Annotated in this window: 20 protein-coding genes; 7 read left to right on the top strand and 13 right to left on the bottom strand. The window is 70.6% G+C overall.

What is annotated here, in order from left to right:
• Positions 1–180: 180 nt before the first annotated feature.
• From ABC270_RS14765 to ABC270_RS14815, 11 genes are all read right to left on the bottom strand, one after another.
• Entirely contained in the window at positions 181–1,077 is an 897-nt protein-coding gene (locus ABC270_RS14765) for a cation-transporting ATPase (RefSeq protein WP_412881486.1), read from the bottom strand.
• Positions 1,078–1,184: 107 nt separating this feature from the next.
• A complete protein-coding gene (locus ABC270_RS14770) occupies positions 1,185–2,444 on the bottom strand; it encodes a D-arabinono-1,4-lactone oxidase (RefSeq protein ID WP_412881487.1) in 1,260 nt (419 codons plus the stop codon).
• A gap of 10 nt (positions 2,445–2,454) precedes the next feature.
• A complete protein-coding gene (gene araA / locus ABC270_RS14775; RefSeq protein WP_412881488.1) occupies positions 2,455–3,981 on the bottom strand; it encodes an L-arabinose isomerase in 1,527 nt (508 codons plus the stop codon).
• Positions 3,978–4,697, bottom strand: coding sequence for an L-ribulose-5-phosphate 4-epimerase (locus ABC270_RS14780; protein WP_412881489.1), 720 nt, complete (start codon positions 4,695–4,697; stop codon positions 3,978–3,980). Before ABC270_RS14780 ends, araA begins: the two co-directional genes overlap by 4 nt.
• The gene (locus ABC270_RS14785) at positions 4,694–6,571 is read right to left on the bottom strand and encodes a xylulokinase (protein ID WP_412881490.1); all 1,878 of its coding nucleotides are present in this window, start codon (positions 6,569–6,571) and stop codon (positions 4,694–4,696) included. Before ABC270_RS14785 ends, ABC270_RS14780 begins: the two co-directional genes overlap by 4 nt.
• A 155-nt stretch (positions 6,572–6,726) precedes the next feature.
• Positions 6,727–8,490: a hypothetical protein gene (locus ABC270_RS14790; protein WP_412881491.1), complete on the bottom strand. Its 1,764-nt coding sequence runs from the start codon at positions 8,488–8,490 to the stop codon at positions 6,727–6,729.
• 91 nt (positions 8,491–8,581) lie between these two features.
• Positions 8,582–8,809, bottom strand: coding sequence for a LacI family DNA-binding transcriptional regulator (locus ABC270_RS14795; protein ID WP_412881492.1), 228 nt, complete (start codon positions 8,807–8,809; stop codon positions 8,582–8,584).
• 93 nt (positions 8,810–8,902) lie between these two features.
• Positions 8,903–10,810, bottom strand: coding sequence for a glycoside hydrolase family 127 protein (locus ABC270_RS14800; RefSeq protein ID WP_412881493.1), 1,908 nt, complete (start codon positions 10,808–10,810; stop codon positions 8,903–8,905).
• Between the two features lie 33 nt (positions 10,811–10,843).
• Complete coding sequence (locus ABC270_RS14805; RefSeq protein WP_412882104.1) at positions 10,844–11,605, bottom strand: carbohydrate ABC transporter permease; 762 nt, start codon at positions 11,603–11,605, stop codon at positions 10,844–10,846.
• Between the two features lie 133 nt (positions 11,606–11,738).
• A complete protein-coding gene (locus tag ABC270_RS14810; protein ID WP_412881494.1) occupies positions 11,739–12,710 on the bottom strand; it encodes a carbohydrate ABC transporter permease in 972 nt (323 codons plus the stop codon).
• A gap of 46 nt (positions 12,711–12,756) precedes the next feature.
• Positions 12,757–14,004, bottom strand: coding sequence for a sugar ABC transporter substrate-binding protein (locus ABC270_RS14815; RefSeq protein WP_412881495.1), 1,248 nt, complete (start codon positions 14,002–14,004; stop codon positions 12,757–12,759).
• A 170-nt stretch (positions 14,005–14,174) separates the two neighbouring features.
• Here ABC270_RS14815 and ABC270_RS14820 point away from each other — a divergent pair, with 170 nt between their 5' ends.
• Positions 14,175–15,215 (top strand): LacI family DNA-binding transcriptional regulator, encoded by a 1,041-nt coding sequence (locus tag ABC270_RS14820; RefSeq protein ID WP_412881496.1) that lies wholly within the window; start codon positions 14,175–14,177, stop codon positions 15,213–15,215.
• Positions 15,216–15,329: 114 nt separating this feature from the next.
• Positions 15,330–17,357, top strand: a complete 2,028-nt coding sequence (locus ABC270_RS14825) for a glycoside hydrolase family 127 protein (protein WP_412881497.1) — start codon at positions 15,330–15,332, stop codon at positions 17,355–17,357.
• 144 nt (positions 17,358–17,501) lie between these two features.
• On the opposite strand, the gene ABC270_RS14830 is transcribed toward ABC270_RS14825, so the two are convergent.
• Positions 17,502–18,542, bottom strand: coding sequence for a LacI family DNA-binding transcriptional regulator (locus tag ABC270_RS14830; RefSeq protein WP_412881498.1), 1,041 nt, complete (start codon positions 18,540–18,542; stop codon positions 17,502–17,504).
• A gap of 179 nt (positions 18,543–18,721) precedes the next feature.
• On the opposite strand from ABC270_RS14830, the gene chvE reads away from it, so the two are divergent.
• The 3 genes from chvE (at position 18,722) to mmsB (ending at position 22,676) form a co-directional block, all read left to right on the top strand.
• Positions 18,722–19,852 carry a multiple monosaccharide ABC transporter substrate-binding protein gene (gene chvE, locus ABC270_RS14835; RefSeq protein ID WP_412881499.1) on the top strand — a complete coding sequence of 377 codons (1,131 nt, stop codon included), beginning with the start codon at positions 18,722–18,724 and terminating at the stop codon, positions 19,850–19,852.
• A gap of 105 nt (positions 19,853–19,957) precedes the next feature.
• Complete coding sequence (gene mmsA / locus ABC270_RS14840) at positions 19,958–21,508, top strand: multiple monosaccharide ABC transporter ATP-binding protein (protein ID WP_412881500.1); 1,551 nt, start codon at positions 19,958–19,960, stop codon at positions 21,506–21,508.
• Entirely contained in the window at positions 21,495–22,676 is a 1,182-nt protein-coding gene (gene mmsB / locus ABC270_RS14845) for a multiple monosaccharide ABC transporter permease (RefSeq protein ID WP_022903571.1), read from the top strand. Before mmsA ends, mmsB begins: the two co-directional genes overlap by 14 nt.
• Positions 22,677–22,811: 135 nt before the next feature.
• Here the strand turns inward: mmsB and ABC270_RS14850 are convergent, their stop codons facing one another.
• The gene (locus tag ABC270_RS14850; protein WP_412882105.1) at positions 22,812–24,092 is read right to left on the bottom strand and encodes an alpha-amylase family glycosyl hydrolase; all 1,281 of its coding nucleotides are present in this window, start codon (positions 24,090–24,092) and stop codon (positions 22,812–22,814) included.
• A gap of 123 nt (positions 24,093–24,215) precedes the next feature.
• Between ABC270_RS14850 and ABC270_RS14855 the strand changes: the two genes are divergently transcribed.
• Positions 24,216–24,614, top strand: coding sequence for a DUF3253 domain-containing protein (locus ABC270_RS14855; RefSeq protein ID WP_412881501.1), 399 nt, complete (start codon positions 24,216–24,218; stop codon positions 24,612–24,614).
• 36 nt (positions 24,615–24,650) lie between these two features.
• The gene (locus ABC270_RS14860) at positions 24,651–25,745 is read left to right on the top strand and encodes an SDR family oxidoreductase (RefSeq protein WP_412881502.1); all 1,095 of its coding nucleotides are present in this window, start codon (positions 24,651–24,653) and stop codon (positions 25,743–25,745) included.
• Positions 25,746–25,832 lie beyond the last annotated feature (87 nt).

A 25,832-nucleotide genomic window follows, 5' to 3' on the forward strand; every position in this document is an offset into this window, starting at 1 on the left:
TCGCACGACGTAACGGTCCAATCGTCGTGCTGCGCCGCGCATTCCCGGTACGCACACATCGATCTGCGTCAGAGGGTCGCCACGGTCGTGCGGCGAGTCTCGGCCAGGCGGACAGTTCCGCGCTCGCGCCGCCGCGACGGTGTCCGCGGAGCCGAGTCTCGGTGCCCGGGCTCCGCCGGGTCAGCGGTCGAACAGTCCTCCGAGGAAGTCGTTGCCGAGGTTCGACGCCTGCTCGCCGAGGCCGGAGACCTGCTCACCGAGGCCCGAGGCCTGCTCGCCCAAGCCCCCGAGGAGCTGTTCGCCGTCGCCGAGCAGCCCCTGTGCACCCTCACCGAGGTCCGCGAGTCCGCCGTCGCCGATCCCCGACGCGATCCCCTCGAAGTCGACGCCCGAGCCGACGGCCTCGGCGAGCACCGGCCCGGCCGCCGCACTCATCACCGCTGCCCCGGCGACCGCGACACCGATGCCCCCGAGCGCCATCGCACCGGCACCCACCGCAGCACCACCGGCGAACGCACCACCGCGGCCACCGAGGACCCGGCGCAGGATGCCCGGATGCTGGACCTCGCTCCGGGTGGCGGCACGGGCGAGTCCGGCGGCGGAGTCGTCGCGCAGGTGCTCGTTCGGCGGGAGGTGCGAGTTCAGTCGGTTGCGGACCTCCTGCCGCTGCGCCGGTGTGAGGCGCGCAAAGGCGTCGTGGTGGATCTGCTCGAGGCGCTCGGGCGGAGCGGTGCGGAGGAGGTGGTCGTACTTCGCGATCGCGACCTTGTCGGCATCGACCGGCCCGCGCTGCCGCCCGTAGGGCTGCTGCGCCCACGAATGCTGCCCCGACGGCTGCTGAGCCTGCGGATGCTGCCCGGACGGCTGCGTCACCGGGGGCTGCTCGCTCCGGCGGTTGCGGTCGTCACCGGTGAGCTTGTCGGCTGCCGACCGGACGACGTCGCGCCAGTCGGTACCGCCGGAGCGGCCGCCGGCCTGCTGCTGGCCGGAGCCGTGCGCGGACCCCTGCCCGCGCTTCTGGAGCTGCTGGTCGATGACCTTCGAGGCCATCCCGAGGATGCGGTTGAGGTTCGCCATGACCCAACCTTCGAGATCACACATGTGAGCACTCAGCAACGCGCTCGTGTGCTCACCGCGGAACTCGTGCGAGACCGCTGTGAGCGCGGCACCGACGGGCCCGCGGCTCAGCTCAGGACACGCGCGAGGAAGGCGTTCCGGAAGCGTCCCGTCGGGTCGAGGTCACGCGCGAGCGCCGCGAAGTCTCCGAGCCGCGGGTACGCCTCGTGGAGCCGCTCGGCACTCGCGACCGAGACCTTGCCCCAGTGCGGCCGCGGGTCGAACGGCGCGAGGACCTCCTCGATCCGGTGCACCGCCGCCTCGACCGCCTCGGGCTCCCGGCGGAAGGTGAAGTGGATGCCGACCGACTGCCGCTCGGACGACGGCGCGAGCCAGGCGGTGTCGGCAGCCACGGTGCGGACCTCCGCGGCGATGAGGATCGGCGCGAGCACGTCCTGCAACGGTCGCAGCGCCCGCAGTGCGGACACGGCGTGGGTGGCAGGAAGCAGGTACTCCGACTGGATCTCCGCTCCGGTCGACGGCGTGAACGCGGACCGGAAGTGCGGGAGCCGTTCGGACCACGGCCCCGGGACGCCGCCCTGTTCGGTGACGCCGGCCGGGTCGTTCTCGCCGGGGTGCACCGGTCCGGTGGCGGCCCGAGCGCCGAGGGCGACGAGGTCGACGGTCGGCGCGGGCTCGTCGATGCGGTGCTTCACCCACACCTGCCGGGCGCCGCGGTCGTCGAACGACGTGAAGAGTGACACCGAGTACGCGTCGGACACCACGGCGTCGAAGTGCTCCGTCACCGCATCCCACGGCAGATCGAGGTGCACGGTCGTCGCGACCTGGAACGACGGCTCGATCGCGAGCTCGACCGCGGTGACGACGCCGAGCGCGCCGAGCGCCACCCGGTGGGCATCGAGCGCGCCGTCCGGCGTCGACGCGTCGACCCGTGCGAGCGAGCCGTCGGCCCGGACGACCTCGAGGCCGACCACCGCCTGCGCGAGCGACGGGTTGCGGACGCCGGAGCCGTGCGTGCCGGTGGCGACCGCCCCTGCCGTGGAGATGTGCGGCAGGGACGCGAGGTTCCCGAGTGCCCAGCCACGGGCCTCCAGGCCGGCCGCCACCTGCGCGTGGGTCATGCCGGCCGCGACCCGGACGACCCGACGGTCGCTGTCGACCTCGAGCACGGGCGGGAGCCCGGCGAGCGTCAGTTGCGCGCCGTCGGTGTCGGCGATCCGGTTGAAGGAGTGCTTGGACCCGAGCGCCGTGAGGCGCGGCGTCGCCGCGACGACGCGACGGACCTCGTCGACCGAGGTCGGCGAGAGGAGTTCGGACGCCCCGTAGGTGACGTTCCCTGCCCAGTTCGTACGCGTCGTCGCGGTCACGGTCACGAGCCTAGAACCCCCGGTCGAGTCGGTGCCAGGCCTGCTGCAGCCGGAGCTCGTCGCGGAACCCGCGCGCCGTCGTGTGCTCGTCGATGACGAGGAACTCGGTGCCGACCATCGTCGCGAAGTCCTCGACGACCTGCAGGCCGACGGCGGTCGTCATGACGGTGTGGTGGGCGGCGCCGGCGGTGAGCCAGGCCTCGGCCGCGACCGGGAACGACGGCCGCGGCTCCCAGACCGCGCGGCCGACCGGCAAGTTGGGCAGCGCCGACGTCGGCGGGACGACGTCCACCACGTTCGCGGTGAGGCGGAAGCCGTCCCGGGTGTCGGACAGGGCGACCACGACGGCCTCGCCCGCGTCCGCGGTGAATACCAGACGGACCGGGTCGTCCTTGCCGCCGATGCCGAGCGGGTGGATCTCGAGCGTGGGTTTGGTGGTGGTGAGCGTCGGCGAGACCTCGAGCATGTGCGCGCCGAGGATCTTCTCCGCACCCGGGGTGAGGTCGTACGTGTAGTCCTCCATGAGCGAGGCACCACCCGGCAGGCCCGCGCCGGCGACGTTCATCGCGCGGACGAGGACGGCCGTCTTCCAGTCGCCCTCGGCACCGAAGCCGTAGCCGTCGGCCATGAGCCGCTGGACCGCGAGGCCGGGCAGCTGCTTGAGCGTGCCGAGGTCCTCGAAGTTCGTGGTGAACGCGGCGGAGCCGTTCTGCTCCAGGAGCGCGCGGAGGCCGAGCTCGATGGCGGCGCCGTCGCGGAGCGCGGCACGGCGCGACCCGCCGTCACGCAGGTCGTCGACGACGTCGTACTGCTGGTCGTACTCCGCGACCAACGCGTCCACGGCGGCCGTGTCGGCAGCCGCGGCGTCCACCGCCGCCGCCAGCTCGTTGACCGCCCAGGTGTTGACCTGCACGCCGAGCTCGATCTCGGCCTCGGTCTTGTCGCCCTCGGTGACGGCGACGTACCGCATGTTGTCGCCGAAGCGGGTCAGCTTGAGCTCCCGCACGGCAGCCGCCCCGGCCGCGGCACGGGTCCAGTTCTGGATGCGAGCGACGACCCGCTCGTCGGAGACGTGCCCGACCGCGGTGGCGTGCCGGACTCCCAGCCGGGCGAGGGCGTAGCCGAACTCGCGGTCGCCGTGCGCGGCCTGGTTGAGGTTCATGAAGTCGAAGTCGATGTCGCCCCACGGGAGCGCGACGTTCGCCTGGGTGTGGAGGTGCAGCAGCGGCTTCGTGAGTGCCTGGAGCCCGCCGATCCACATCTTCGCGGGGCTGAAGGTGTGCATCCAGGTCGTGACGCCGATGACCTTGTCGTCCGCGCTGGCCTCGATGAGGGCGCGGCGGATGCCGTCGGCGTCCTTGAGGACGGGCTTCCAGACGAGCTTCACCGGGAGGGCGCCCTCGAGCGCGGCGTGCACGGCGCGGCTCTGCTGCTCGACCTGGCGCAGGGTCTCCTCGCCGTAGAGTCCCTGGGAGCCGGTGAGGAACCAGACCTCGTAGCCCGCCAGCGTTTCGGCGGGGTCGACGACGTGCGTCATGAGAGCGCTCCTTCGGGGTTCTGTCCGTAGACGTTCTGGTAGCGATCGAAGAGTCGATCGATGTTGTCCTGGGCGATGGGTACGAGCTCGCCGCCCTGCTTCGCGATGTGCACGGTCCGGGCGACGTCCTCGCACATCACGGCGGCCTTCACGGCGTCCTTCGCGTCGCGTCCGATCGTGAACACGCCGTGGTTCTGCATGAGCACGGCACGGCTCCGGTGTCCGCTGAGGGTGTCGACGATGCCGTGCCCGATCGAGTCGTCGCCGATGATCGCGAACGGGCCGACCGGGATCGGACCGCCGAACTCGTCCGCCATCGCCGTGATGACGCACGGGATCTCCTCGGCACGGGCGGCCCAGGCGGTCGCGTAGGTCGAGTGGGTGTGCACGACGCCGCCGACCTGGGGCATGTTCCGGTACACGTACGCGTGGGCGGCGGTGTCGGAGGACGGACCGTGTTCGTTGTCCCACCCGTCCGCCGGCGCGCCGTCGAGGGTGCAGACGACCTGGTTCTCGGGGCGGAGGTCGTCGCTCGACACCCCACTGGGCTTGATCACGAAGAGGTCGGTGCCCGGGACCCGCTCGGAGACGTTGCCGCCGGTCCAGATCACCAGGCCGTAGCGGACGAGTTCGCCGTGCAGGGCGGCGACGCGGGCGCGGGTCGCCGCCACCGCCTCCCGGGTCGTCGCGTCGGCCGGTCGGGTGGTGTCGGTCATCGGGTCGGCTCCTTCTCGGTGCGTGCGTCGTCCGCGTGGTCGCTCGGGTCGGCCGGGGTCCCTGCCGCCGGTTCCGGATCACCGCGCCAGCGGGGATCCGGCCGTGCCGGTGGGGAGAGGCGCGGCTCGGCCCCGTCGGCCGGCTCGCTGTGGACGGCCGGTTCGCCGTGGTCGGCCGGCTCGCCGTCGTCGGCCGGCTCGCCGTCGTCGGCTGGCTCGCCGTCATCGGTCGGTGGGCTGGTACGCGTCGCCGCTGCCGCCGCCTCCTGGACGGGCAGCGCGGCGCGGTACCGGTCGAGGTAGCTGCGGAAGCCGTCGACGTCCCGTTGCGCGGGCTCGGCGACCTGGACGGCGTCGCCGCGGAACACGGTGTCCGCGAGGAAGTCCGCGAGTGACCGGTCGGTGTGCTCGAGGTAGGCCGCGAGGACCGCGATCCCCCAGGCACCGCCCTCGCCCGCGGTCTCCTCGAGCGCGACGGGCACGCGGAGGGCGGCGGCGAGCAGACGCTGCGGCGCGCCCGGTGTCCGGAACAGGCCGCCGTGCGCGGTCATCCGGTCGACCGCGACGTGCTCGCCGTGCAGGACCTCCATGCCGATGGCGAGGGTGGCGAACGCGCCGTGCACCTCGGAACGGACGAGGTTGCCCAGGGTGAACCGGGCGCCGGGGGTGCGGAGGAGCAGCGGACGGCCGTCCTCGACGCCGGTCACGGGTTCCCCGGCCAGGTAGTTGAAGGAGAGCAGCCCACCGGCGTCCGGGTCGGCGTCGGCGGCTTCGTCGAGCAGGGTCGCGTAGACCTCGTCGATGCTCGGCGCGGTGCCTCCGCTGCGTTCCGCGGCCGCGTCCGCGAACCGCCCGAACACCCGGGCCCACGCAGCGATCTCGCTCGCGCCGTTGTTGCAGTGCACCATCGCCACGGCGTCGCCGGACGGGGTGGTGACCACGTCGAGTTCCTCGTGGGGCGTGGCGAGGGGGCGCTCGAGCACGACCATCGCGAAGATGCTCGTGCCCACGCTGACGTTGCCGGTGCGCGGTGCGACGGCGTTCGTCGCGACCATGCCCGTGCCGGCGTCGCCCTCCGGCGGGCAGAAGGCCACACCGGGCTCGAGCGTGCCGGTCGGGTCGAGCCACGCGGCACCCTCGGGGGTGAGTGCGCCGGCGTCCTCGCCGGCGACGAGCACCTCGGGCAGCAGCGCGCGGAGGTCGGGCACCCGGTCGCCGAGCAGCTCCTGCGTGGTCGCGAGCATGCGGGCGTCGTAGTCCCGGCGGCCGGGCTCCCCCGGAGCGCTCTCGACGGGCGCGGAGTCGATCGGGAACAGGCCGCTCGCGTCGCCGACGCCGAGGACGTCCCGTCCGGTGAGCCGTCGGTGCACGTACCCCGCGAGGGTCGTGATGCCGGCGATCCGCGGCACGTGCGGCTCGTCGTCGAGGACGGCCTGGGCCAGGTGCGCGATCGACCACCGCTGCGGCACGTTGAAGTCGAGTGCGGCGCTGAGCCGCTCGGCTGCCGGCCCCGTCGAGGTGTTCCGCCAGGTCCGGAAGGGCACGAGCAGCTCGCCGTCCGCGTCGAACGGGAGGTAGCCGTGCATCATCGCGGAGACGCCCGCGGCGCGGAACGTGGTCGGTCGGACGCCGTACTGCCGCTCGACGTCGTCCAAGAGGTCGGCGTAGGCGGCCCGGAGTCCGGTCTCGACGGCGTCGAGGGAGTACGTCCAGCGGCCGTCGACGTACGCGTTCTCCCACTCGTGGGAGCCGCTCGCGACGGGACGCAGGTCCTCGTCGACGAGGACGGCCTTGATCCGGGTCGACCCGAGTTCGATCCCGAGGGCGGTCCGGCCCTCGGTGACGGTCCGTCGGCGGTGGTCGTCGGCGTCCATGTTCTCTCCTGCTCTCATCGTTGAGTGAGCGCTCACACGGTAGTACGTGAGCGCTCACTCGCGCAACCGCCGCGCGGCGCGTCCCGGTGGCTCCTGCCCGTGCGGACCGCGTGCGGGCCCGCTCCGTGGAGAGCGGGCCCGCAGCCGTTCCGCTGCTACTGCAGGTGGATGCTGTCGAGCTCGGCGTAGCCGGTGCCACCGGCGTAGTTCGGCGAGCCCTTCGCGAGTCGGATCACGTTGTAGCCCGCCTTCAGCTGCACCGTGACGTCGACGCTTCCGGTGGGGTTCCCCCAGCCGGCGGTGGTCGGCGGGTAGGTGACCGTCGAGAACCCGCCGCCGTTGTACGCGAGTCCCTGCGTGGCGTTCGCCCCGGTGGCGTTCGCGTACCTGATCGTCATCGTGTAGGCCTTGGCGGTCGGCACGTTGACGAGGAAGTCCACGAAGCTGTCGGTCCGCGCGTCACCCGAGTTGTCGATGCGACCCACGTACCCGCCGTTCGAGGCGGTCGACGAGGACAGTCGGGTGGCGTTGACGACGGTCGCGTTCTCGGCCTCGTACGTCTGCTGGTAGCTCGGCGCACCAGACGTCGGGGTGATGAGCAGCTGGTAGGCAGCGACGGCGTCCATGTTCGAGACGGGGACGGTGATCGAACCGTTCACGACGTTGTAGGTCTTCGTGGAGACGGGGTTCGGAGCCGCCTCGTTCGTCATCCTCCCGGTCGTGTTGGTCGAAGACAGCTGCACGGAGACCTGGCTGCCGAGCCCGGAGAGGCCGTTCACCTGCACCGTGTTTGCGCCGCTGTCACCGCCGAAGACCACGTTCACCTGCTTCCGGCTCGCGTCGTACGACGCGACGCCGTCGAGGTAGGACTGCGGGACGGTCTGGACGATGTTGCCCGACTGGTCGCCGTACCACTTGTACGCCCAGTACGAGGCGGTGGGCAGGTTGTTGTACAGCAGTCCGTCCATGGTGCCGGCTTCGTACCAGTACGCCCGCTCGGCGTTGTCGATGCCGGCGCGCTCGAACGCTGCCATGTAGTGGACGCCGATGCTGGGCTCGTCGACCTGGCCGGGCGATGCGTACTCGTTGATCGAGATCGGGATGTGCGGCAGCCCGAGGGAGTCTTCGATGGAACGGAAGTCCGTCACGTGCGCCTGCACGTTCTGGTAGCTGAAGTCCTGGAGCTCGTGCCAGACCGCGACGGAGGGCAGCGTGTTCGTGTTCTTCGCGTTCGTCATGAACGAGAGCATGAAGTCGTGGTCGTAGGCGCTGGCGCCGGGGCCGATGATGGGCGTCTTAGTGTCGATCGCTCGGATGTCGCGGTAAGTCCGCGTCCACGCATCGAGGTAGCTGCCGGCGTTCGGGTCGTTCTTCGTGCTCTCCGCCCAGTTGGCGTCGGGCTCGTTCCAGATCTCGTACCCGGCGATGTTCGTGGTGTTCGTCGCGTTCACCCGGGCCGTGATCATGGTCTTCGATTCCCAGTCGGGCCAGCTAACCCAGTTGTAGGGGAAGGTGCTGAAGATGTCCGGGAGCCGGAGGTACTGCTGCCCGCCTGCCTGGGTGATCTTGTCGGCGACCTGCAGGCCGTCGCAGCAGGGGTGCGTCGCACCGTTGCCGAGCTGCTGCGTGCCGGGCGGCGGCTGGGTGAAGTTGTTGACGTGCAGGGGGTAGAGCTGGCTCAGCGGCGGGGTGTCGCCGGTGTCGACGCCGTACAGGCCACCCGCCGCCACGTGGGTCACCGGGCGGACGGTGGTCCCAACGTTGACCGTCAGGGTGTTGCCGGCGGCGAAGGCCGGTGTGGCGGCTCCGAGGCCGAAGACCGCGGTCCCGGCGACGACGAGCGCGGAGAGGACCGCTGCGGTCCGGCGTGGTCGACCCCGGCGGTGCTCCGGTCGGTGGGGCGTTCGAAGATGCGTCATTGCTTCCTCCTCGTGTGGTCCCGGCTGGTCCCGGGACGGCGTGGCACCGCTTACCGTGGTCGGCGGGTCGGTGGGTCGGTTGGTCGTCAGGTCAGTCCGCACCGTCGGCGGCGTCGCGGTGCTTGTGGAGCCGCCCGAGTTGCTCGGCTCCGGCGTTCCGCTCGTAGCCGAGGGACGCGATGGCGGCGAGCACGCGGTGCCGGTTCGCCGGTCGGACCGTCTCCGGGCGGTTCAGGACCCGGGAGACCGTCTGATGGGACACACCGGCGACGAGCGCGACGTCGTAGATGGTCGGCCTCGCCTGGCTCTCGAGCGTCATCGCTCCTCCTCTCGGTGCGTCCATCGGTCGGGCCCGGTCCTCGGGCTGGGGACCCGCGGCGCCGAGCGGATCAGGTGCTCGACGCCGCGGGGGCTACTCGACGGGGATGAAGACCCGCATCGTCGACGGACCGCGGTTGCCCCAGCTGGCGTACGGCACCAGACGGACCTCGCGCGGGGAGCCGGTCGCGGCAGCCACGGGGCCGGCGCCGTACGGGAGCGCGTGGGGCTCGGGCAGGACCCGCGGACGGAGTGGCAGTCGGACGTCGTCGGGACCGTGGTCGAGCGCCTCGGCCCCGGCGGACGCCACGAGGTCGCGGACGTCGCCGCCGGCGTCGATCGATTCGAGCGCGTACACCAGCGGACCGCGTTCCACGGCGACCGTGCCGCGGACGGCGTCGATGCGCGGGTCCGGGACCGTCACGCGAGCCCGGACCGGGACGTCCAGGACGACGCGGTCCCCCGTGCTGAAGACCCGGGTCACCGTCACGGAGTCGCCCGCCACGGGCACCGCCTGGCCCACCACGTCGAGCGTGGCGCCCGAAGACCAGGACGGCACCCGCAGCCGGAGGGCGATCGGGCCGTCCGAGTCTGCGCTGGCGGTGATCTCGACCCGTCCGGATCGCGGCCACTCGGAGCGGACGGAGAACGCCGCGCGGGTCCCGTCCCCGAGCGTCGTGTCGACCTCGTAGTCGCCGTACTGGTGGAGCTGGAGCCCGTCGTCGCTGACCGTGGCGAAGAGCGACTGGACGCTCGCGAGCGTCCGGGCGAGGTTGGTCGGGCAGCACGAGACCTCGAACCACGGTGCGCGGAGGCTCGACAACGCCCGTCGGCTCACCGCGTCCTCGGGCGGGACCGCCCCCTCGACGCGCTGGTGCATCGTGTTCGCGTAGAAGAACGCGCGGCCGTCCTCGCGGGGTGCGACCATCACGGCGTTGTACAGCGTGCGTTCGATGAGGTCGGCGTACTTCGACTCGCCGGTCTCGAGCAGCAGCCGCCACGAGAGCATGTTCGACGCGATGGCCGCGCAGGTCTCGCCGTACTCGCGGTCCGGCGGGAGCTCGAAGTCGGCGCCGAACGCCTCGTCCTGGTGGTGCGCGCCCATCGCACCGGTCAGGTAGGTGCGCTTCGCGACCGTGTTCGCCCACTGCGTCTCGACGGCGCCCAGGAGTGCCCGGTCGCCGGTCTCGACCGCCACGTCGACGGCGCCGGCTGCCAGGTAGAGCGCTCGGACGGCGTGGCCGCGGAGCACGTCGGCGTCGCGCACCGGGACGTCGTCCTGGAAGTACTCCTGCCCGTACTCGATCGGGGCGAGGAGGCCTCGCCCTCGGCGCTCGACGAAGAGCTGCGCGAGTCGGACGTACCGGTGGTCGCCGGTTGCCCGGCCGAGTTCCACGAGGGCCGGCTCGATCTCCGGGTGGCCGCACACCGCCTCCCGTCCGCCCTCCCCGAACACGTCGACCAGGTGGTCGGCGACGCGGATCGCCACGTCTACGAGCGGTCCGCCGCCCGCGGTGCGGAGCCGTGCGACGGCCGCCTGCAGGAGGTGTCCCATCGAGTACAGCTCGTGCCCCCACTCGAGGTCCGACCACCGGGGCCGCTGCCACGGACGGCCGAAGCTGGTGTGCAGGTACCCGTCGGCGTCCTGCGCCGCGGCGACCCGTTCTACGAGCTGCTCGTAGCGTTCCTCGAGCGCCGGGTCCGCGGACATGCCGAGCTGCCAGGCCATCGCCTCGAGCAGCTTGTACACCTCGGAGTCGACGAACTCGATGCCGGCGTGCTCGAACGGCTCGCCCGTCGCAGCGGCGTCGAAGTTGCCGATCCAACCGATCCGCTCCATCCAGGTCTCGCAGTGCGCGATGACCGTGTCGGCGTTCCGCTGCTGCCAGTCGGCCCAGTAGCCGCCGGTCAGGCGCAGGTCACCGAGCGGGAGCGGCCGCAGCGAGCTCGTCGACGGGACGACCGGTCCGTTCGCGGTGCCGGTGGTGTGGATGATGGTCACGGTGTCCTCCTGGACGGGTGGTACGGCGTGGTCTCAGTCCTTGACGGCACCGGCGGTGACGCCGGCGGCGACGTAGCGCTGTGCGAGGACGAGCAGCACGGCTGCGGGGATCGACGCGACCACGGCGGTGGCCATGATCGAGTTCCACTCCTGGTTGTTGTTGCCGATGTAGGCGTAGATGCCGAGGGTGATGGGCTTCGCGTTCCCGCCGCCGTCGAGGGTGTTCGCGAACAGGAAGTCGGACCACGCCCACAGGAAGCTGAACAGCGACACCGTCACGATCGAGTTGCGGCTGACCGGCATGACGATCGAGGTGAACGTGCGCCAGGTGTTCGCGCCGTCGATCCGTGCGGCGTTGAGCAGCTCGTCCGGGATCCCCCGCATGAACGCCGTGAAGATGAGGACCCCGAACGGCACGGCGATGGTCGAGTCGGCGAGGATGAGCCCCCACACGGTGTCGAGGATCCCGAGCTGCACGTAGATCGTGTAGAACCCCATCGCCATGATGATCGCGGGGATCATCTGCGCGATCAGGAGCACGAAGCTCATCGCGCCGCCGCCCCGCGGCTGCAGCTTGGCCAGCGAGTAGGCCGCCGGGGCCGACAGTGCGAGGGTCAGCACGACGGTGCCGATGCCGACGACGAGACTCGTGCCGAGGAACGGCAGCTGCTGGCCGAGGACGGTCGTGTACCCGTGCAGGGTGCCGTCGATCGGGATGAGGTTCGGCGGGCTCTTCCGCATGTCCTGGTCGCGGGTCAGCGAGACGTTGACCATCCAGTAGACGGGGAACAGCATCACCGCGGTGAGGACGACGCCGAGTGCGGTGCGCCACCAGCGACGAGCCGTGGGCGGGGTCCCGGTGGAGCGTCGGCGGGTGCCGCGCGTGGTGCGGGTGGTGACGGCTCGGGTGACGGTCGTGGTGGCCACGTCAGACCTCCAGGCGGCGCTGGACGCGCGCGTAGATCAGGCCGACCACGAGGGCGATGACGATGAGCACGTTGCCCACGGTGGCGGCGGAGCTGAAGTCGGGAAGGAGCGAACCGAAGCCCAACTGGTAGGACCAGATCGCGAGCGTCGTCGACGAGCCGGACGGACCGCCCTTGGTCATGATCCAGATGATGTCGAAGACCTTGAGCGTGTAGACGAAGCCGAGCAGCAGGGTGATCGCGGTGACCGGTCGGAGCAGCGGGAAGGTGATGCGCCAGAACCGCTGCCAGCCGTTGGCGCCGTCGAGGGACGCTGCCTCGTAGAGCTCGCCCGGGATGCCCTGCAGGCCGGAGTACATGATCACGAGGTTGAACGGGATGCCGATCCAGATGTTCGCGATCAGCACGGCGAAGAGTGACCAGTCCGGCGAGGTCAGCCAGTTGATCTGCCCGATGCCCACGGCCTCCAGGAAGGCGTTGACGATGCCCGAGTCGCTGTTCATCATCCACGACCAGGTCGACGCGGAGACGAGCAGCGGCAGCAGCCACGGCACGAGGAACAGTGCGCGGAGCAGCCCGGACAGCGGGAAGTGGTTGTGGAAGAACACCGCGAGCGCGAGTCCGAGTGCGAACTGCACGACGATCGAGACGAGCACGAAGACGGTCGTGTTCCAGATCGCGGGGGCGAACGTCGCGCTGGTGAAGACCTGCACGAAGTTCTGCAGTCCGACGAAGGGGGCGTTCCCGGAGACGAACGAGGCCACCGTGTAGTGCTTGAGGCTCAGCTCGATGTTCTTGTAGAGCGGGTACGCGTAGAAGAGCACGAGGTAGAGCGCCACGGGGGCGAGGAACGCCCAGGCGGTCAGTTGTGCTCGGCGTGTGGCGCGGGCCCGTCGGGCCCGGGCCGGGGCGGTGGTGCCCTCGGCCCGGGTCCGCGCAGCCGACGCTCGCAGTGACGTCGTGTCGGTCGTCATGGTCGTGTCGACTTCTCTCTTCGTGGTGCTCGGTGGCGCGGTCGGGTTACTTGTTCAGCTTCTGGTCGACGGCCTGCTGGGCCGCCTCGAGCGCTGCGGACGGCGACGCGGAACCGGACTCGGCCTTCTGCACCGCGGTCCAGAGCTGCTCGGAGATGACCGGGTACTTCACGCCGAGGTTGTCGCCCGTGCGTGCCCTCGCGGCCTTGACCGCGTCGACCCAGGTCGACAGGTCCTTGTTCGCCGACAGCTGCTGCTGCTGGAGGTCGGACGACGCGGCGATGTAGTTCAGCGTGTCGTCGGTCTTCACGACGTTGTCGCCGGACGACAGGCAGGACACGATCTTCTTCGTGGTCGCGTAGCGAGCGGTGTCCTTCTGCACCGGGATGGTGAAGAACTCACCACCGGTCGGCACCGGAGCGGCGCCCCCGTCCTTCGCCGGGATCGTGATGACCCCGGCACCCATCTGCTTCGCGGCGTCCTTCTGCCAGGTGCCGTTCTCGCCGAACGCGAAGTCACCCGACTGGAACTCCTGCCAGCTGGTCGTCTGGGTGTTCTGGATCACCGAGTTCGGCGCATACCCCTCGTCGATCCAGTCCTTCCAGAGGTTCAGCGCCTCGGCGGCCTTCGACGAGTCGAGCTTCGTCAGGTCGGCGTCGGCGCCCCAGAACCACGGGAGGAACTGGAACGAACCCTCTTCGGTGTTGATGCCCGAGAAGGTGATGCCCTTCTTGCCGGCGGCCTTCACCTTCGCCAGGGCGGCGGTGAGCGAGTCCCAGTCCTTGATCGAGGACGCGTCGACGCCGGCGGCCTGCAGCACCTTGGGGTTGTAGTAGAGCGCGAGGGTGTTCGCACCGATCGGGACACCGTAGGTCTTGCCGTCGATGACGCCGGCGCCGAGGATGTTCTCCGAGATCGAACCGGTCTTCAGCCCGTTCGTCGCGGTGTCGGTGAGGATGCCCGCCTGTGCGAGCGTCGACACCACGGGGTTGTCGACGAGGAGCACGTCCGGCGACTTGCCCTGCTGGCCCGCGAGGAGCGCCTTGTTCGTCAGATCCGAGGTGTCGTAGCCGGTGCGCTTGACGGTGACGCCCGCGTCCTTGCCGCACTGGGCGACGAGCTTGCCCCAGGCCGACGAAGCGTCGTACTGGGGGTACGGGTCCCAGAAGGTGTAGCTACCGGAGGCGGAGCCCCCGCCGGAGCCGGCCGAGCCGGCCGAGCAGCCGGTCAGGCCGGCGACGACGCTGGCTGCTGCCACCAGCGCGCCGATGCGGATTGCGGTCTTGGAGCGCATGATCACGGGTTCCTCTCTGAATGCGACGTGATCGCAGGTTCGGGTCCGGCAGCGTCCCGCTCGACGACGCTGCCTCGCCGTCGAGCGGAACCGAAACCGGTTTCGGGAGGAATGTACGAGAACCCTCGACACCGTGTCAAGAACTTTCGTAAACTAGTTTCGGAGGCACGATGGACGAGCAGGAACAGACGGCGACGACGCCGGGGGCGGTGACCCTCGCCGACGTTGCTCGCGCGGCCGGGGTGTCCGTCGCGACCGCGTCGAAGGCGCTCAACGGGCGTGCTCACGTGTCGAGCCGCTCACGGGAAGCCGTCCTCGCCGCGGCCCGGTCGCTCTCGTTCACGCCGAACCCGTTCGCCCGCGCCCTCAACCGCGCCCCGACGAACACGATCGGCATGCTCACGAGCGACCTCGACAACCGCTTCGTGCTGCCGGTCCTGCTCGGCGCCGAGGACGCGTTCGGCGCCGGCTCGCTCTCGGTCCTGCTCGCCGATGCCCGCGACGACCCGATGCGTGAGCAGCTGCAGATCCAGTCGCTCCTGACACGGCGGGTCGACGGACTCCTCGTCGTGGGCCGCACGACCAATCCGAGGCAGCCCGTGCGCACGGTCACGGACGTCCCGGTCGTCTACGTCTACGCGCCGTCGACCTCCGACGACGACGTCTCCTTCGAACCCGACAACGTGCTCGCGGGCCGCCTGGTCGCCGAACACCTGCTGACCACCGGCCGTCGTCGGATCGCCATGGTGAACGGCGAGGACTCCTACGCCGCGGCGCGTGACCGGCTCCGGGGAGTCGCGGCGGCCCTCGACGCGGCGGGACTCGAACTCGTCGGCAGCGCCGGCCGGGTCTTCGGTGAGTGGACCGAGCAATGGGGACGCGACGCCACCGAACGACTGCTCGAGCGACACCCGGACATCGACGCGGTGATCGCGGGATCCGACCAGATCGCACGCGGCGTGGCCGACACCCTCCGCGAGCGCGGCCGACGCATCCCCGAGGACGTCGCGGTCACCGGTTTCGACAACTGGGACATCCTGGTCGACCACGCCCGGCCCCCGCTGACGAGCGTCGACATGCACCTCGAGGAGCTCGGGCGCCTCGCAGCGCAGGCGCTCGTCGACGCCATCGAGGGACGCCCCCGTCACGGACGCGTCCAGCACCCCGTCAGCGTCGTCGAACGGGCGTCGAGCGCTCCCGCCACGGCCTGACCGAACCGCGTCACACGCTTGCGTGGACGCGTCGCCCGCACGTACTGTGCACGAGATAAGCGCTTTGCTGATCAGCGGCGCGGAATCATCCCGGACATCTCGCAAGGAGGCGACATGACCACCACGCTCGCGACCGACAGCCGACCCCGCACCGCGACCCCGGTCCTCCCGACCGACCACGCGCACCTCACCCTCCGGCCGCTCGGCGCCGGTGACGCCCGGATCACCGGGGGCTTCTGGGCGCTTCGGCAGGACCGCAACGGGCGGGACGCGATCCGCAGCGGGTACGACCAGCTCGAGGCCGCGGGCAACTTCCGGAACCTCCGGATCGCCGCCGGTGACGAGCGGGGCGACGCCGTCGGACCGATCTTCATGGACTCCGACGTGACGAAGTGGCTCGAGGCGGTCGCGTGGGAGTACGGTCGCGCCCCCGCCGATGACCTGCTCGACCTGCAGCGCGAGGTCACCGCCCTCTACGCCCGCGCGCAGGCCGACGACGGCTACCTCGACTCGGTGCAGCAGGTGCGGGGGAAGGGCGAGCGCTACGTCGACCTCAAGTGGAGCCACGAGCTGTACTGCGCGGGGCACCTGTACCAGGCGGCGGTCGCACAGCACCGTGCGACCGGCGACACCGGCCTGCTCGACGTCGCGACGAAGAACGCCGACCACCTGGTCGCGACGTTCGGCGACGGCCCCGGCAGGACGGCCGACATCGACGGGCACCCGGTCGTGGAGATGGGGCTCGTCGAGCTCTACCGCGAGACCGGCACCCGCGCGTACCTCGACCTCGCGCACTGGTTCGTCGACGCCCGCGGGCACGGCATCATCGAGCGCGCGGGCGGCGAGCCGACGTACTTCTCGGACCGGGTCCCGGCTCGCGAGGCCACGACCGTCGAGGGCCACGCGGTCCGCGCCGTGTACCTGGCGGCCGGAGCGGTCGACGTCGCGGTCGAGACCGGCGACACCGAGCTCCTCACCGCGAGCGAGCGCCAGTTCGCGGACATGATGGCGACGAAGGCGTTCATCACGGGCGGACTCGGTGCCCGCTGGGACTGGGAGGCGTTCGGTGATCCGTACGAGCTGCCGACCGACCGCGGCTACGCCGAGACCTGCGCCGCGATCGGCGGCATCCAGTGGGCGTGGCGACTGCTCCTCGCGACCGGGAAGCCCGTCTACGCCGACGCGGTCGAGCGGCTGCTGTACAACGCGTTCCTCGCCGGAGTCAGCCTCGCCGGCACGGAGTACTTCTACGTCAACCCGCTGCAGCACCGCGACCAGGCACACCAGGACGAGAACCGTTCCCCGGCGCACGGTCGGCGTGGCTGGTTCGACTGCGCCTGCTGCCCGCCGAACATCATGCGGACGTTCGCGAGCCTCGACGGGTACCTCGCGACCGCGACCGACGGCGGCCTCCAGGTGCACCAGTACGCCACCGCTGACCTCGGACCGGTCCGGGTCGAGACCGGGTACCCGCACGACGGCCGTGTGGTCGTCACCGTGAGGGCGGACGGCCCGCTCGCCCTCGGCCTGCGCGTCCCGGCGTGGTCGGACACCACCACCGTGACCGGTCCGGACGGCCGGACGTCGCCGGAGCCGGGCACCCTGCACGTCCTCGACCGCTCGTGGACCGCCGGCGACACGGTCGAGCTCGTCTTCGACACGACGCCGCACCGGTACGTCGCCGACTCGCGGATCGACGCGTCACGCGGGCAGCTCGCGATCGAACGCGGGCCGCTCGTGTACGCGGTCGAGCAGGCCGACCAGGAGGGCTTCACCGTCGACGACCTGACGATCGACCCGTCGGCGCCGATCGCCGAGGAGCGGCGGGACGACCTCCTCGACGGCGTCGTCACGCTGCGCGTTCCGGGCTCCGCGCCGTCGTCGCACGAGCAGGCAGCGTGGCCGTACCGCCGGATCGACGCGACCCGGCCGGGAGGCACCGCACCGGCCCTCGACGCGACCAGCGTCGACGACGTGGCTGGTGGCGCCGGGGGCGACCCGCGCCTCCCGGCCGAGACGGCGAGCGCCGACACGGCGAGCGCAGACACGGCGCACGCCGTGACCGCGGTCGCGGTCCCCTACTACGCCTGGGCGAACCGCGGGGCCGCACCGATGCGCGTCTGGCTCCCGATCGCGCGGTGACGGCGGCTGCTGCGCACGCCGGATCCTTCCCACAACAGCCGCGATGGGATGCAGGAACGGGCGTACCCGGTCGGAACCATCGACCAGGTACACCCGTTCCTGCCAGCCACGCCCGATCCCGCCAGCCGTACCCGGGTCCAGCGCCTACGCGCTCCGCCGCACCACCAGCTCGGGGGCGAGCAGCCGGTCGTCGTGGGACTGCCCCTCGACGAGACGCCGGACCGACGCGAGGACCCGCTCCCCCATCGCCATGAAGTCCTGGCGGACGGTCGTCAGCGGCGGTGTGAAGTGCGCCGCCTCCGGGATGTCGTCGAAGCCGACGACCGCGATGTCGTCGGGGACGCGCAGCCCCACCTCGGCGAAGGCGTGCAGCACCCCGAGCGCCATCTGGTCGTTCCCGGCGAAGACGGCGTCGACGGTGTGCACGTCGACCGACTGCGCGGCTCGGAAGCCGCTCGCGGGGGTCCAGTCGCCCTCGAGGACGACCGGCTCGAACCCCCGCTCCGCCATGAGCCGCTCGTAGGTCGCCCGGCGGACCTCGGACTCCTGCGAGACCGACGGCCCGGCGATGTGCACGATCCGGCGGTGTCCCGCGGCGAAGAGGTGCTCCATCGCGAGGATGGCGCCCGCAGCCTGGTCGATCGCGACGGCGGCGACGTTCGGTGCCGCTCCGGTCCGTTCGGCGTCGCGCTGCACGGCGTTCGCCACGACGACGGGCACGGACACCGGGACGGTCAGTGACGCCAGCGCGTCGAGCACCCGGTTGTCGGCGGCAACGAGCACGACGGCGGCGACGTCCTGGGCGAGCAGCGAGGCGAGCGCGCCGGAGAGGTCCGCGGGCACGGGGTCCTCGGGCAGGGTCGACAGGAGCACGTGGTACCCGGCGGTGCGGGCGGCGCGTTCGAAGCCGATCGCGGTGCTCGACGGGCCGTACAGCGCATCGCCCGTGCTGACGAGGCCGAGCGCGCGGCTCCGCCCCCCGGCGAGCGCCCGGGCGGCGGCCCGCGGTCGGTACCCGAGCTCGGCGACCGCGGCGGCGACCTGGTCGCGGAACTGCTCCCGGACGGTGGGGTCGCCGTTGATGACGCGGGAGACCGTCTGGTGCGAGACCCCGGCGCGCTCGGCGACGTCGAAGATCGTCGGCGCCTTGCGGCGCTTGCCCCCGTGGGCCGTCGTGGTCGTCACGTGCAAACCGTACCCCCGGAGAGGGGCCCGCATGAAAGGTCGCGAAACGATCACGACGAGTTGACACCCCGTGAAACAACCCACATGATGTGAGCGCTCACTTTGAGCAGCACCCAAGGGGCACAGCAGCCCACACCCAGCGCGTCGAGGACGACGTGAGAGGAACAAGAGGTACTTCGATGATGAAGCGCAAGATCGCAGCGGGGATCGTGGCCGTAGGACTGGCAGTCAGCCTGGCCGCGTGCTCCGCCGGGGGTCGTGGCGCCACCGGCAGCGGTGGCGGCAGCGGCGACAACAAGGGCGCCCTCGTCGGCGTCGCGATGCCGACCAAGGTCTCCGAGCGGTGGATCAAGGACGGCGACGCGGTCAAGAGCGACCTCGAGAAGGCCGGCTACAAGGTCGACCTCGAGTACGGCGACAACAAGGTCCAGCAGCAGGCCCAACAGGTCAGCAACATGATCACGAAGGGCGCGAAGGTCCTGATCATCGCGTCGATCGACGGTGGCGCACTGTCCGACCAGCTCGACGCCGCCGCCAAGGCCGGCATCAAGGTGATCTCGTACGACCGCCTGCTCACCGGCAACAAGAACGTCGACTACTACGTGTCGTTCGACAACTACAAGGTGGGCGTCGACCAGGCCACGTCGCTCCTCACCGGCCTCGGCGTCCTCGACTCCGACGGCAAGAAGACCGGCAAGAAGGGCCCGTTCAACATCGAGGTCTTCGCCGGTTCGCTCGACGACAACAACGCCGGGTTCTTCTTCAACGGCGCGATGGACACCCTCAAGCCGTACCTCGAGGACGGCACGCTGAAGATCCAGTCCGGTCAGGACCAGCTCTCGCAGGCCGCGACGCAGCAGTGGGACCCGGCGACCGCCAAGGCCCGCATGCAGAACCTCATCGCCAAGTCGTACTCGGGTGGCACCACGCTGAACGGCGTGCTCTCGCCCTACGACGGCATGTCGATCGGCATCATCTCCGCGCTGCAGGGTGCCGGCTACGGCTCGGGTGACCGCCCGCTGCCGATCATCACCGGTCAGGACGCCGAGGCCGCGTCGGTCAAGTCGATCATCGCCGGTCAGCAGTACTCGACGATCTACAAGGACACGCGCAAGCTCGCGAAGCAGTCGGTCACCATGGCCGAGGACCTGCTCTCCGGCAAGAAGCCCGAGGTCAACGACACCAAGAGCTACGACAACAAGGTCAAGGTCGTCCCGACCTACCTCTTCCAGCCGACCGTGGTCACGAAGGACAACTACAAGTCCGTCCTGATCGACAGCGGCTACTACACGGAAGCCGACCTCAAGTAGTACGCGACCCATCTCACGGACCGGAGGCGCGGTGCGAGCCCGCACCGCGCCTCCCGTTCGTCATCACCAGCGCGCCCACGCGCGCACGACGGAAAGGCGGTCCACATGGCGGACACCATCCTCGAGATGCGGGACATCACCAAGACGTTCCCCGGCGTGAAGGCCCTGCAGGGCGTCTCCATCGAGGTCGAGCGCGGTCAGGTCCACGCGATCTGCGGCGAGAACGGCGCAGGCAAGTCGACCCTGATGAAGGTGCTGTCGGGCGTCTACCCGCACGGCACCTTCGACGGCGAGATCCTGCTCGACGGGCAGCCGGTGAAGTTCGGCTCCATCAACGACTCCGAGGCAGCCGGCGTGGTGATCATCCACCAGGAACTCGCCCTCAGCCCGTTCCTGTCGATCGCCGAGAACATCTTCCTCGGCAACGAGCGCGTCAAGGGCGGGCTCATCGACTGGAACCAGACCAACCTCGAGGCGGCGTCGCTCCTCAAGCGCGTCGGGCTCAAGGACAACCCCGTCACGAAGATCGTCGACATCGGCGTCGGGAAGCAGCAGCTCGTCGAGATCGCGAAGGCGCTCTCGAAGGACGTCAAGCTGCTCATCCTCGACGAGCCGACGGCGGCGCTGAACGACGACGACTCCGCGCACCTGCTCGACCTCATCCGGTCACTGCAGGCCGAGGGCATGACGGCGATCATCATCAGCCACAAGCTCAACGAGATCAAGGCGATCGCGGACAAGGTCACGATCATCCGCGACGGCAAGACCATCGAGACGCTCGACATGCACGGCGACGACGTCTCCGAGGACCGCATCATCCGCGGCATGGTCGGCCGTGACCTGTCGAGCCGCTACCCGGAGCGCGAGCCGAAGATCGGTGAGGAGCTCCTGCGCATCGAGGACTGGACGGTCCACCACCCGCTCGACGGCTCGCGCGAGATCATCCACCAGGCGAACCTCAACGTCCGGGCCGGCGAGGTCGTCGGCATCGCGGGGCTCATGGGCGCCGGCCGCACCGAGCTCGCGATGAGCGTCTTCGGGCACTCGTACGGGACCGGCATCAGCGGCACCGTGTACAAGCGCGGCGTCCCGATCAAGACGAACACCGTGACGCGCGCGATCGACAACGGCATCGCGTACGCGACCGAGGACCGCAAGCGCTACGGCCTCAACCTGATCGACGACATCAAGCGGAACATCTCCGGTTCGGCGCTCGGCAAGCTCGCCAACTGGGGGTTCGTGAACAGCTCGCAGGAGACCACGGTCGCGTCGCAGTTCCTCAAGAGCATGAACATCAAGGCCCCCTCGGTGAACGCCGTCACGGGCAAGCTCTCCGGCGGCAACCAGCAGAAGGTCGTCCTGTCGAAGTGGATGTACGCCGACCCCGACGTGCTCATCCTCGACGAGCCGACCCGCGGCATCGACGTCGGCGCGAAGTACGAGATCTACACCCTCATCAACAGTCTGGCGGACCAGGGCAAGGGGATCATCGTGATCTCCTCCGAGCTCCCGGAGCTCCTCGGCATCTGCGACCGCATCTACACACTCTCCGAGGGCACGATCACCGCCGACGTGCCCCGCTCCGAGGCCACCCCAGAGGTCCTCATGCAGTACATGACCCAGGAACGGGAGACCCCTGTCAATGAACGCGCTTAAGTCCGCAGCGAGCTACCTCACCGGGCAGCTCCGACAGATCGGCCTGTTCATCGCGCTGATCGTCATCGTGATCTTCTTCCAGGTGGCGACGAGCGGCATCACCCTGGCACCGATCAACGTGTCGAACATCATCGTCCAGAACAGCTACATCCTGATCCTGGCGATCGGCATGGTTATGGTCATCATCGCCGGCCACATCGACCTGTCCGTCGGGTCGGTCGTCGCGTTCAGCGGCGCGATGGCGGGTGTGATGATCACCCAGTGGGGTCTCCCCTGGCCGGTCGCGGTCGTCCTCTGCCTCGTGATCGGCGCGCTCGTCGGTGCCTGGCAGGGCTTCTGGATCGCCTACTTCGGGATCCCGGCCTTCATCGTGACGCTGGCGGGCATGCTCGCCTTCCGCGGCGCGGCGCAGATCGTCCTGCAGAACCAGCAGATCTCGCCGTTCCCGGCCGGCTTCCGGTCGCTCGGCTCGGGGTTCCTGCCGTCGTTCGGCACCACCGGGTACGAGCCGCTCACGATGGTCCTCGGCATCGCCGCCGCCGCGATCATGGTCATCACGGCCTTCCGGGGCCGGGCGACCCGCCGCAAGTACCAGCTCGAGAGCGAGCCGTTCGCCTGGTTCATCGTGAAGACGGCGTTCGGCGCGGCGCTCGTGATCTACGTCGCCCTGCTGCTCGCGAGCTACAACGGCACGCCGATCGTGCTCGTCGTCCTCGGCGCGCTCGTGGTGATCTACTCGGTCGTCATGCGGAGCGCGGTGTTCGGACGCCACGTCTACGCGATCGGCGGCAACGCCCTCGCCGCGCAGCTGTCCGGCGTCAAGACGAAGCGCGTCACGTTCCTGCTCTTCGTGAACATGGGCGTCATCGCGGCCCTGGCGGGCGTGGTCTTCACCGGCCAGCTGAACCTCGCCGCACCGGGTGCGGGCAACGGCTTCGAGCTCGACGCCATCGCGGCGGTGTTCATCGGTGGCGCGGCCGTCACGGGCGGCATCGGCACCGTGCCCGGCGCGATCGTCGGTGGTCTCATCATCGGCATCCTGAACAACGGCATGTCGATCCTCGGTGTCGGCACGGAGTTCCAGTCGCTCATCAAGGGCCTGGTGCTGCTCGCCGCCGTCGCGTTCGACGTGTTCAACAAGCGTCGGGCGGCCGCCGCGCGCAAGTAGGGGCAGCTCGGGCACGCTCCAGCGCGTCCGTTCGGCCGGTTCAGTTCGGCAAAGCGACAGATCTCCGCGGTTCAACCGCGGAGATCTGTCGCTTTCGCGTTGTGACAGCCGCGGTCTGTCGCTTCGGCAACGCGCTCACGCCGTCAGGACGGCCCAACCCCCGGCCGGGAGGCGCAGGGTCCCGTCCCGCAGGTCGCCGCCGCCCGCCTCCACGTGCGTCGCATCCGCCGCGGGCAGCTCGACCGGGTCGTCCGCCAGGTTCAGGGTGGTCACCACGGCGGCGTCCGCGGTCGCCGTCCGCAGCACGACCGCCGTGTTGGTCAGGTGCACGACGTCGGTGTGCGCCCGGTGCAGCCAGGGGTTCCGACGCCGGAGTGCCACGAGCGCCTCGTACGCGTGCGTCAGGTCGGTCGGTGCCGGTGGCACTGCCGGGAACGTCGGCCGCACGGCGTCGTCGCCGCCCTCCCGCTCCTCCTTGACCCCGGTCCAGCCGTACTCGTCGCCCGCGTACACGACCGGGGTTCCCGCCAGCGTGAACAGCAGCGCGGCCGCGTGACCGGCGAGCCGCTCCCCCACCGAGCTCGCGATCCGGGTGACGTCGTGGTTGCCGACGAACGTGGTCGGCACCTGCGTCGCGAGCAGCTCGTCGTGCCGTTCCACGGCGTGCGCGAGCTCGAACAGGTTCCGGTCCGCGATGCCGTGCCAGATCCCCTGCCACAGCTCGTACTGCGTGGTGGAGTCCATCGTCGACGCGCGGACGATCCCTGCCGTGTCGCCGTGGATGAGCTCACCGCTGAACCAGGCATCCGGGAAGCGCTCGCGCACCCGCGGCAGCACGCGCGCCCAGAACGCCGGCGGCACCGCGTAGGCCGCGTCGAGGCGCCACCCGTCGACCCCGCGCTCGAGCCAGTGGGTCATCACCGCGACGACGAGGTCCTCCGCGGCCCGGCCGTCGTGGTCGAGCGCGACGAGGATGTCGTGCCCCTCGAAGTCGCGCACCGGGACCCGCTGCCCGGTCGTCCACCCCGACCAGTCGACGGCGAACAGGTCGGCGCTCGTGGCGTCCGGTCCGTCCCGCTCGACGGCCCGGAACGCGGGGTGTTCGCGGCCGACGTGGTTGAAGACGCCGTCGAGCAGCACCCGGACGCCGCGCTCGTGCGCCGCGGCCACGAGTCGGTCGAAGTCCTCGTTGTCCCCGAGGCGTGGATCGATCCGGAGGTGGTCGACCGTGTCGTACCCGTGTGTCGAGCTCGCGAAGACGGGTCCGAGCAGCAGCCCGTTCAACCCGAGGTCGACGACGTGGTCGAGCCACGGGGTGATCCGGTCGAGGCGGTGCTCCACGGGGCGGTCCTCCACGGGTGTGCCGGGTCGGACGTCGGCACCGACGAACCCGAGCGGGTAGACGTGCCACCACATCACGTGCTCCACCCAGGCGGGTTCCGGCGGACGGACGGCATCGGGTTCGGGGCTCACCGGACCGATGCTGCCAGCCGAGCCTGGGCTGGGTACCGGACCGGACAGCGGGGACAGGATGGACGCATGGGACGCGCGATCAGGACCGAGGCCGACGCCGCGGCGAACGCCGCCGAGCACACCGAACGCACCTGCGCCTCGTGCGGTCGTCGGATGCCGTCGTCCGCGGCCCCGGACGCGAAGTACTGCTCGGCCGCCTGCCGGAAGCACGGCGTCGACGCCACCGACCGGGCGCTCGAGCAACGGATCGACGAACTGCTCGCCGCCCGCTCCCGGTCGTCGAGCATCTGCCCGTCCGAGGCCGCACGGGCCCTCGACCCGGACGGCTGGCGCGAGCTCATGGAGCCCGCTCGCCGTGCTGCCCGGCGCATGGTGGCCCGGGGCGAGGTCGAGATCACCCAGCACGGCAGTGTCGTCGACCCGTCGACCGCGAAGGGGCCGATCCGGATCCGCCGGCCCCGGTAGGGAACACCTGTCGTCCGTGGGCGTTGCACCACCACGATGACGAACACCACCGAACCGACCCCCGTCCGTCCCGAAGCACTCGTCGTAGGCGCCAGTGGCATCACCGGCTCCGCGCTCGTGGACCACCTCCTCGACCTCGGGTGGGACGTCACCGCGCTGTCCCGTCGACCGCTCCCCCGCGACGGCGTCCGCACAGTGGCCGCCGATCTCCGCGACCCGGAGTCGCTCCGGACGGCGCTCGCCGGCGAACGTCCGACGCACGTGTTCTTCACCGCGTGGCAGCGGCAGGACACCGAGGCCGAGAACATCCGCGTCAACGGCGGGATGGTCCGCGACCTGCTCGCGGCGCTGTCGCACGCGCCGCTCGCCCACGTCGCCCTGGTCACTGGGTTGAAGCACTACCTCGGCCCGTTCGAGGCGTACGCCGCGGGTGAGATGCCCGACACCCCCTTCCACGAGGAGGAGCCGCGGCTCGACACCCCGAACTTCTACTACGCGCAGGAGGACGAGCTCTTCGCCGCGGCCGAGCGCCAGGGCTTCACCTGGTCCGTCCACCGGTCGCACACCGTGATCGGCCATGCCGTGGGCAACGCCATGAACATGGGCCTCACGATCGCAGTGCAGGCGACGCTGGCGAAGGAGCTCGACCTCGACTTCGTCTTCCCCGGCAGCGAGGCGCAGTGGAACGGTCTCACCGACATGACCGACGCGGGCATCCTCGCCGAACACATGGTCTGGGCGGCGACCGCACCGGAGGGCGCCGACGAGGCGTTCAACATCGTGAACGGTGACGTCTTCCGCTGGCGCTGGATGTGGCCCCGACTCGCAGCACACCTCGGCGTCGACCCGGCGCGCGTCGTCGGCTTCACGGGCGCCGTCCGGCCCCTCGAGGAGCAGATGGCCCCGTACGAACAGGCGTGGCCCGAGATCGCCGCGCGGCACGGCCTCGCCGAGTCGGACATCACCCGACTCGCGTCCTGGTGGCACACCGACGCCGACCTCGGGCGGGCGATGGAGGTCGTGACGGACATGGGCAAGAGCCGCGAGGCCGGGTTCACGGCGTTCCGACGCACCGAGCGTGCCTTCGCCGAGCTGTTCGAGCGCTACCGCGCTGACCGCCTGATCCCCTGATCCGTCGATCGCGCGGGTTGCGACGCGACCCGGTGCGGACGGGAGGCACGGTGCGGGCCCGCACCGTGCCTCCCGTCCGGTCCGTGC

This window comes from Curtobacterium phoenicis, assembly GCF_047238015.1.
Classification (GTDB): domain Bacteria; phylum Actinomycetota; class Actinomycetes; order Actinomycetales; family Microbacteriaceae; genus Curtobacterium.

Coding starts and splice junctions, on each gene's coding strand:
- ABC270_RS14765 (WP_412881486.1), bottom strand. CDS start 1,077: ATGGCGAACCTCAACCGCATCCTCGGGATGGCCTCGAAGGTCATCGAC.
- araA (WP_412881488.1), bottom strand. CDS start 3,981: ATGACGCACGTCGTCGACCCCGCCGAAACGCTGGCGGGCTACGAGGTC.
- ABC270_RS14780 (WP_412881489.1), bottom strand. CDS start 4,697: ATGACCGACACCACCCGACCGGCCGACGCGACGACCCGGGAGGCGGTG.
- ABC270_RS14785 (WP_412881490.1), bottom strand. CDS start 6,571: ATGGACGCCGACGACCACCGCCGACGGACCGTCACCGAGGGCCGGACC.
- ABC270_RS14790 (WP_412881491.1), bottom strand. CDS start 8,490: ATGACGCATCTTCGAACGCCCCACCGACCGGAGCACCGCCGGGGTCGA.
- ABC270_RS14795 (WP_412881492.1), bottom strand. CDS start 8,809: ATGACGCTCGAGAGCCAGGCGAGGCCGACCATCTACGACGTCGCGCTC.
- ABC270_RS14805 (WP_412882104.1), bottom strand. CDS start 11,605: ATGCTGTTCCCCGTCTACTGGATGGTCAACGTCTCGCTGACCCGCGAC.
- ABC270_RS14810 (WP_412881494.1), bottom strand. CDS start 12,710: ATGACGACCGACACGACGTCACTGCGAGCGTCGGCTGCGCGGACCCGG.
- ABC270_RS14815 (WP_412881495.1), bottom strand. CDS start 14,004: ATGCGCTCCAAGACCGCAATCCGCATCGGCGCGCTGGTGGCAGCAGCC.
- ABC270_RS14820 (WP_412881496.1), top strand. CDS start 14,175: ATGGACGAGCAGGAACAGACGGCGACGACGCCGGGGGCGGTGACCCTC.
- ABC270_RS14825 (WP_412881497.1), top strand. CDS start 15,330: ATGACCACCACGCTCGCGACCGACAGCCGACCCCGCACCGCGACCCCG.
- chvE (WP_412881499.1), top strand. CDS start 18,722: ATGATGAAGCGCAAGATCGCAGCGGGGATCGTGGCCGTAGGACTGGCA.
- mmsA (WP_412881500.1), top strand. CDS start 19,958: ATGGCGGACACCATCCTCGAGATGCGGGACATCACCAAGACGTTCCCC.
- mmsB (WP_022903571.1), top strand. CDS start 21,495: ATGAACGCGCTTAAGTCCGCAGCGAGCTACCTCACCGGGCAGCTCCGA.
- ABC270_RS14850 (WP_412882105.1), bottom strand. CDS start 24,092: ATGTGGTGGCACGTCTACCCGCTCGGGTTCGTCGGTGCCGACGTCCGA.
- ABC270_RS14855 (WP_412881501.1), top strand. CDS start 24,216: ATGGGACGCGCGATCAGGACCGAGGCCGACGCCGCGGCGAACGCCGCC.
- ABC270_RS14860 (WP_412881502.1), top strand. CDS start 24,651: ATGACGAACACCACCGAACCGACCCCCGTCCGTCCCGAAGCACTCGTC.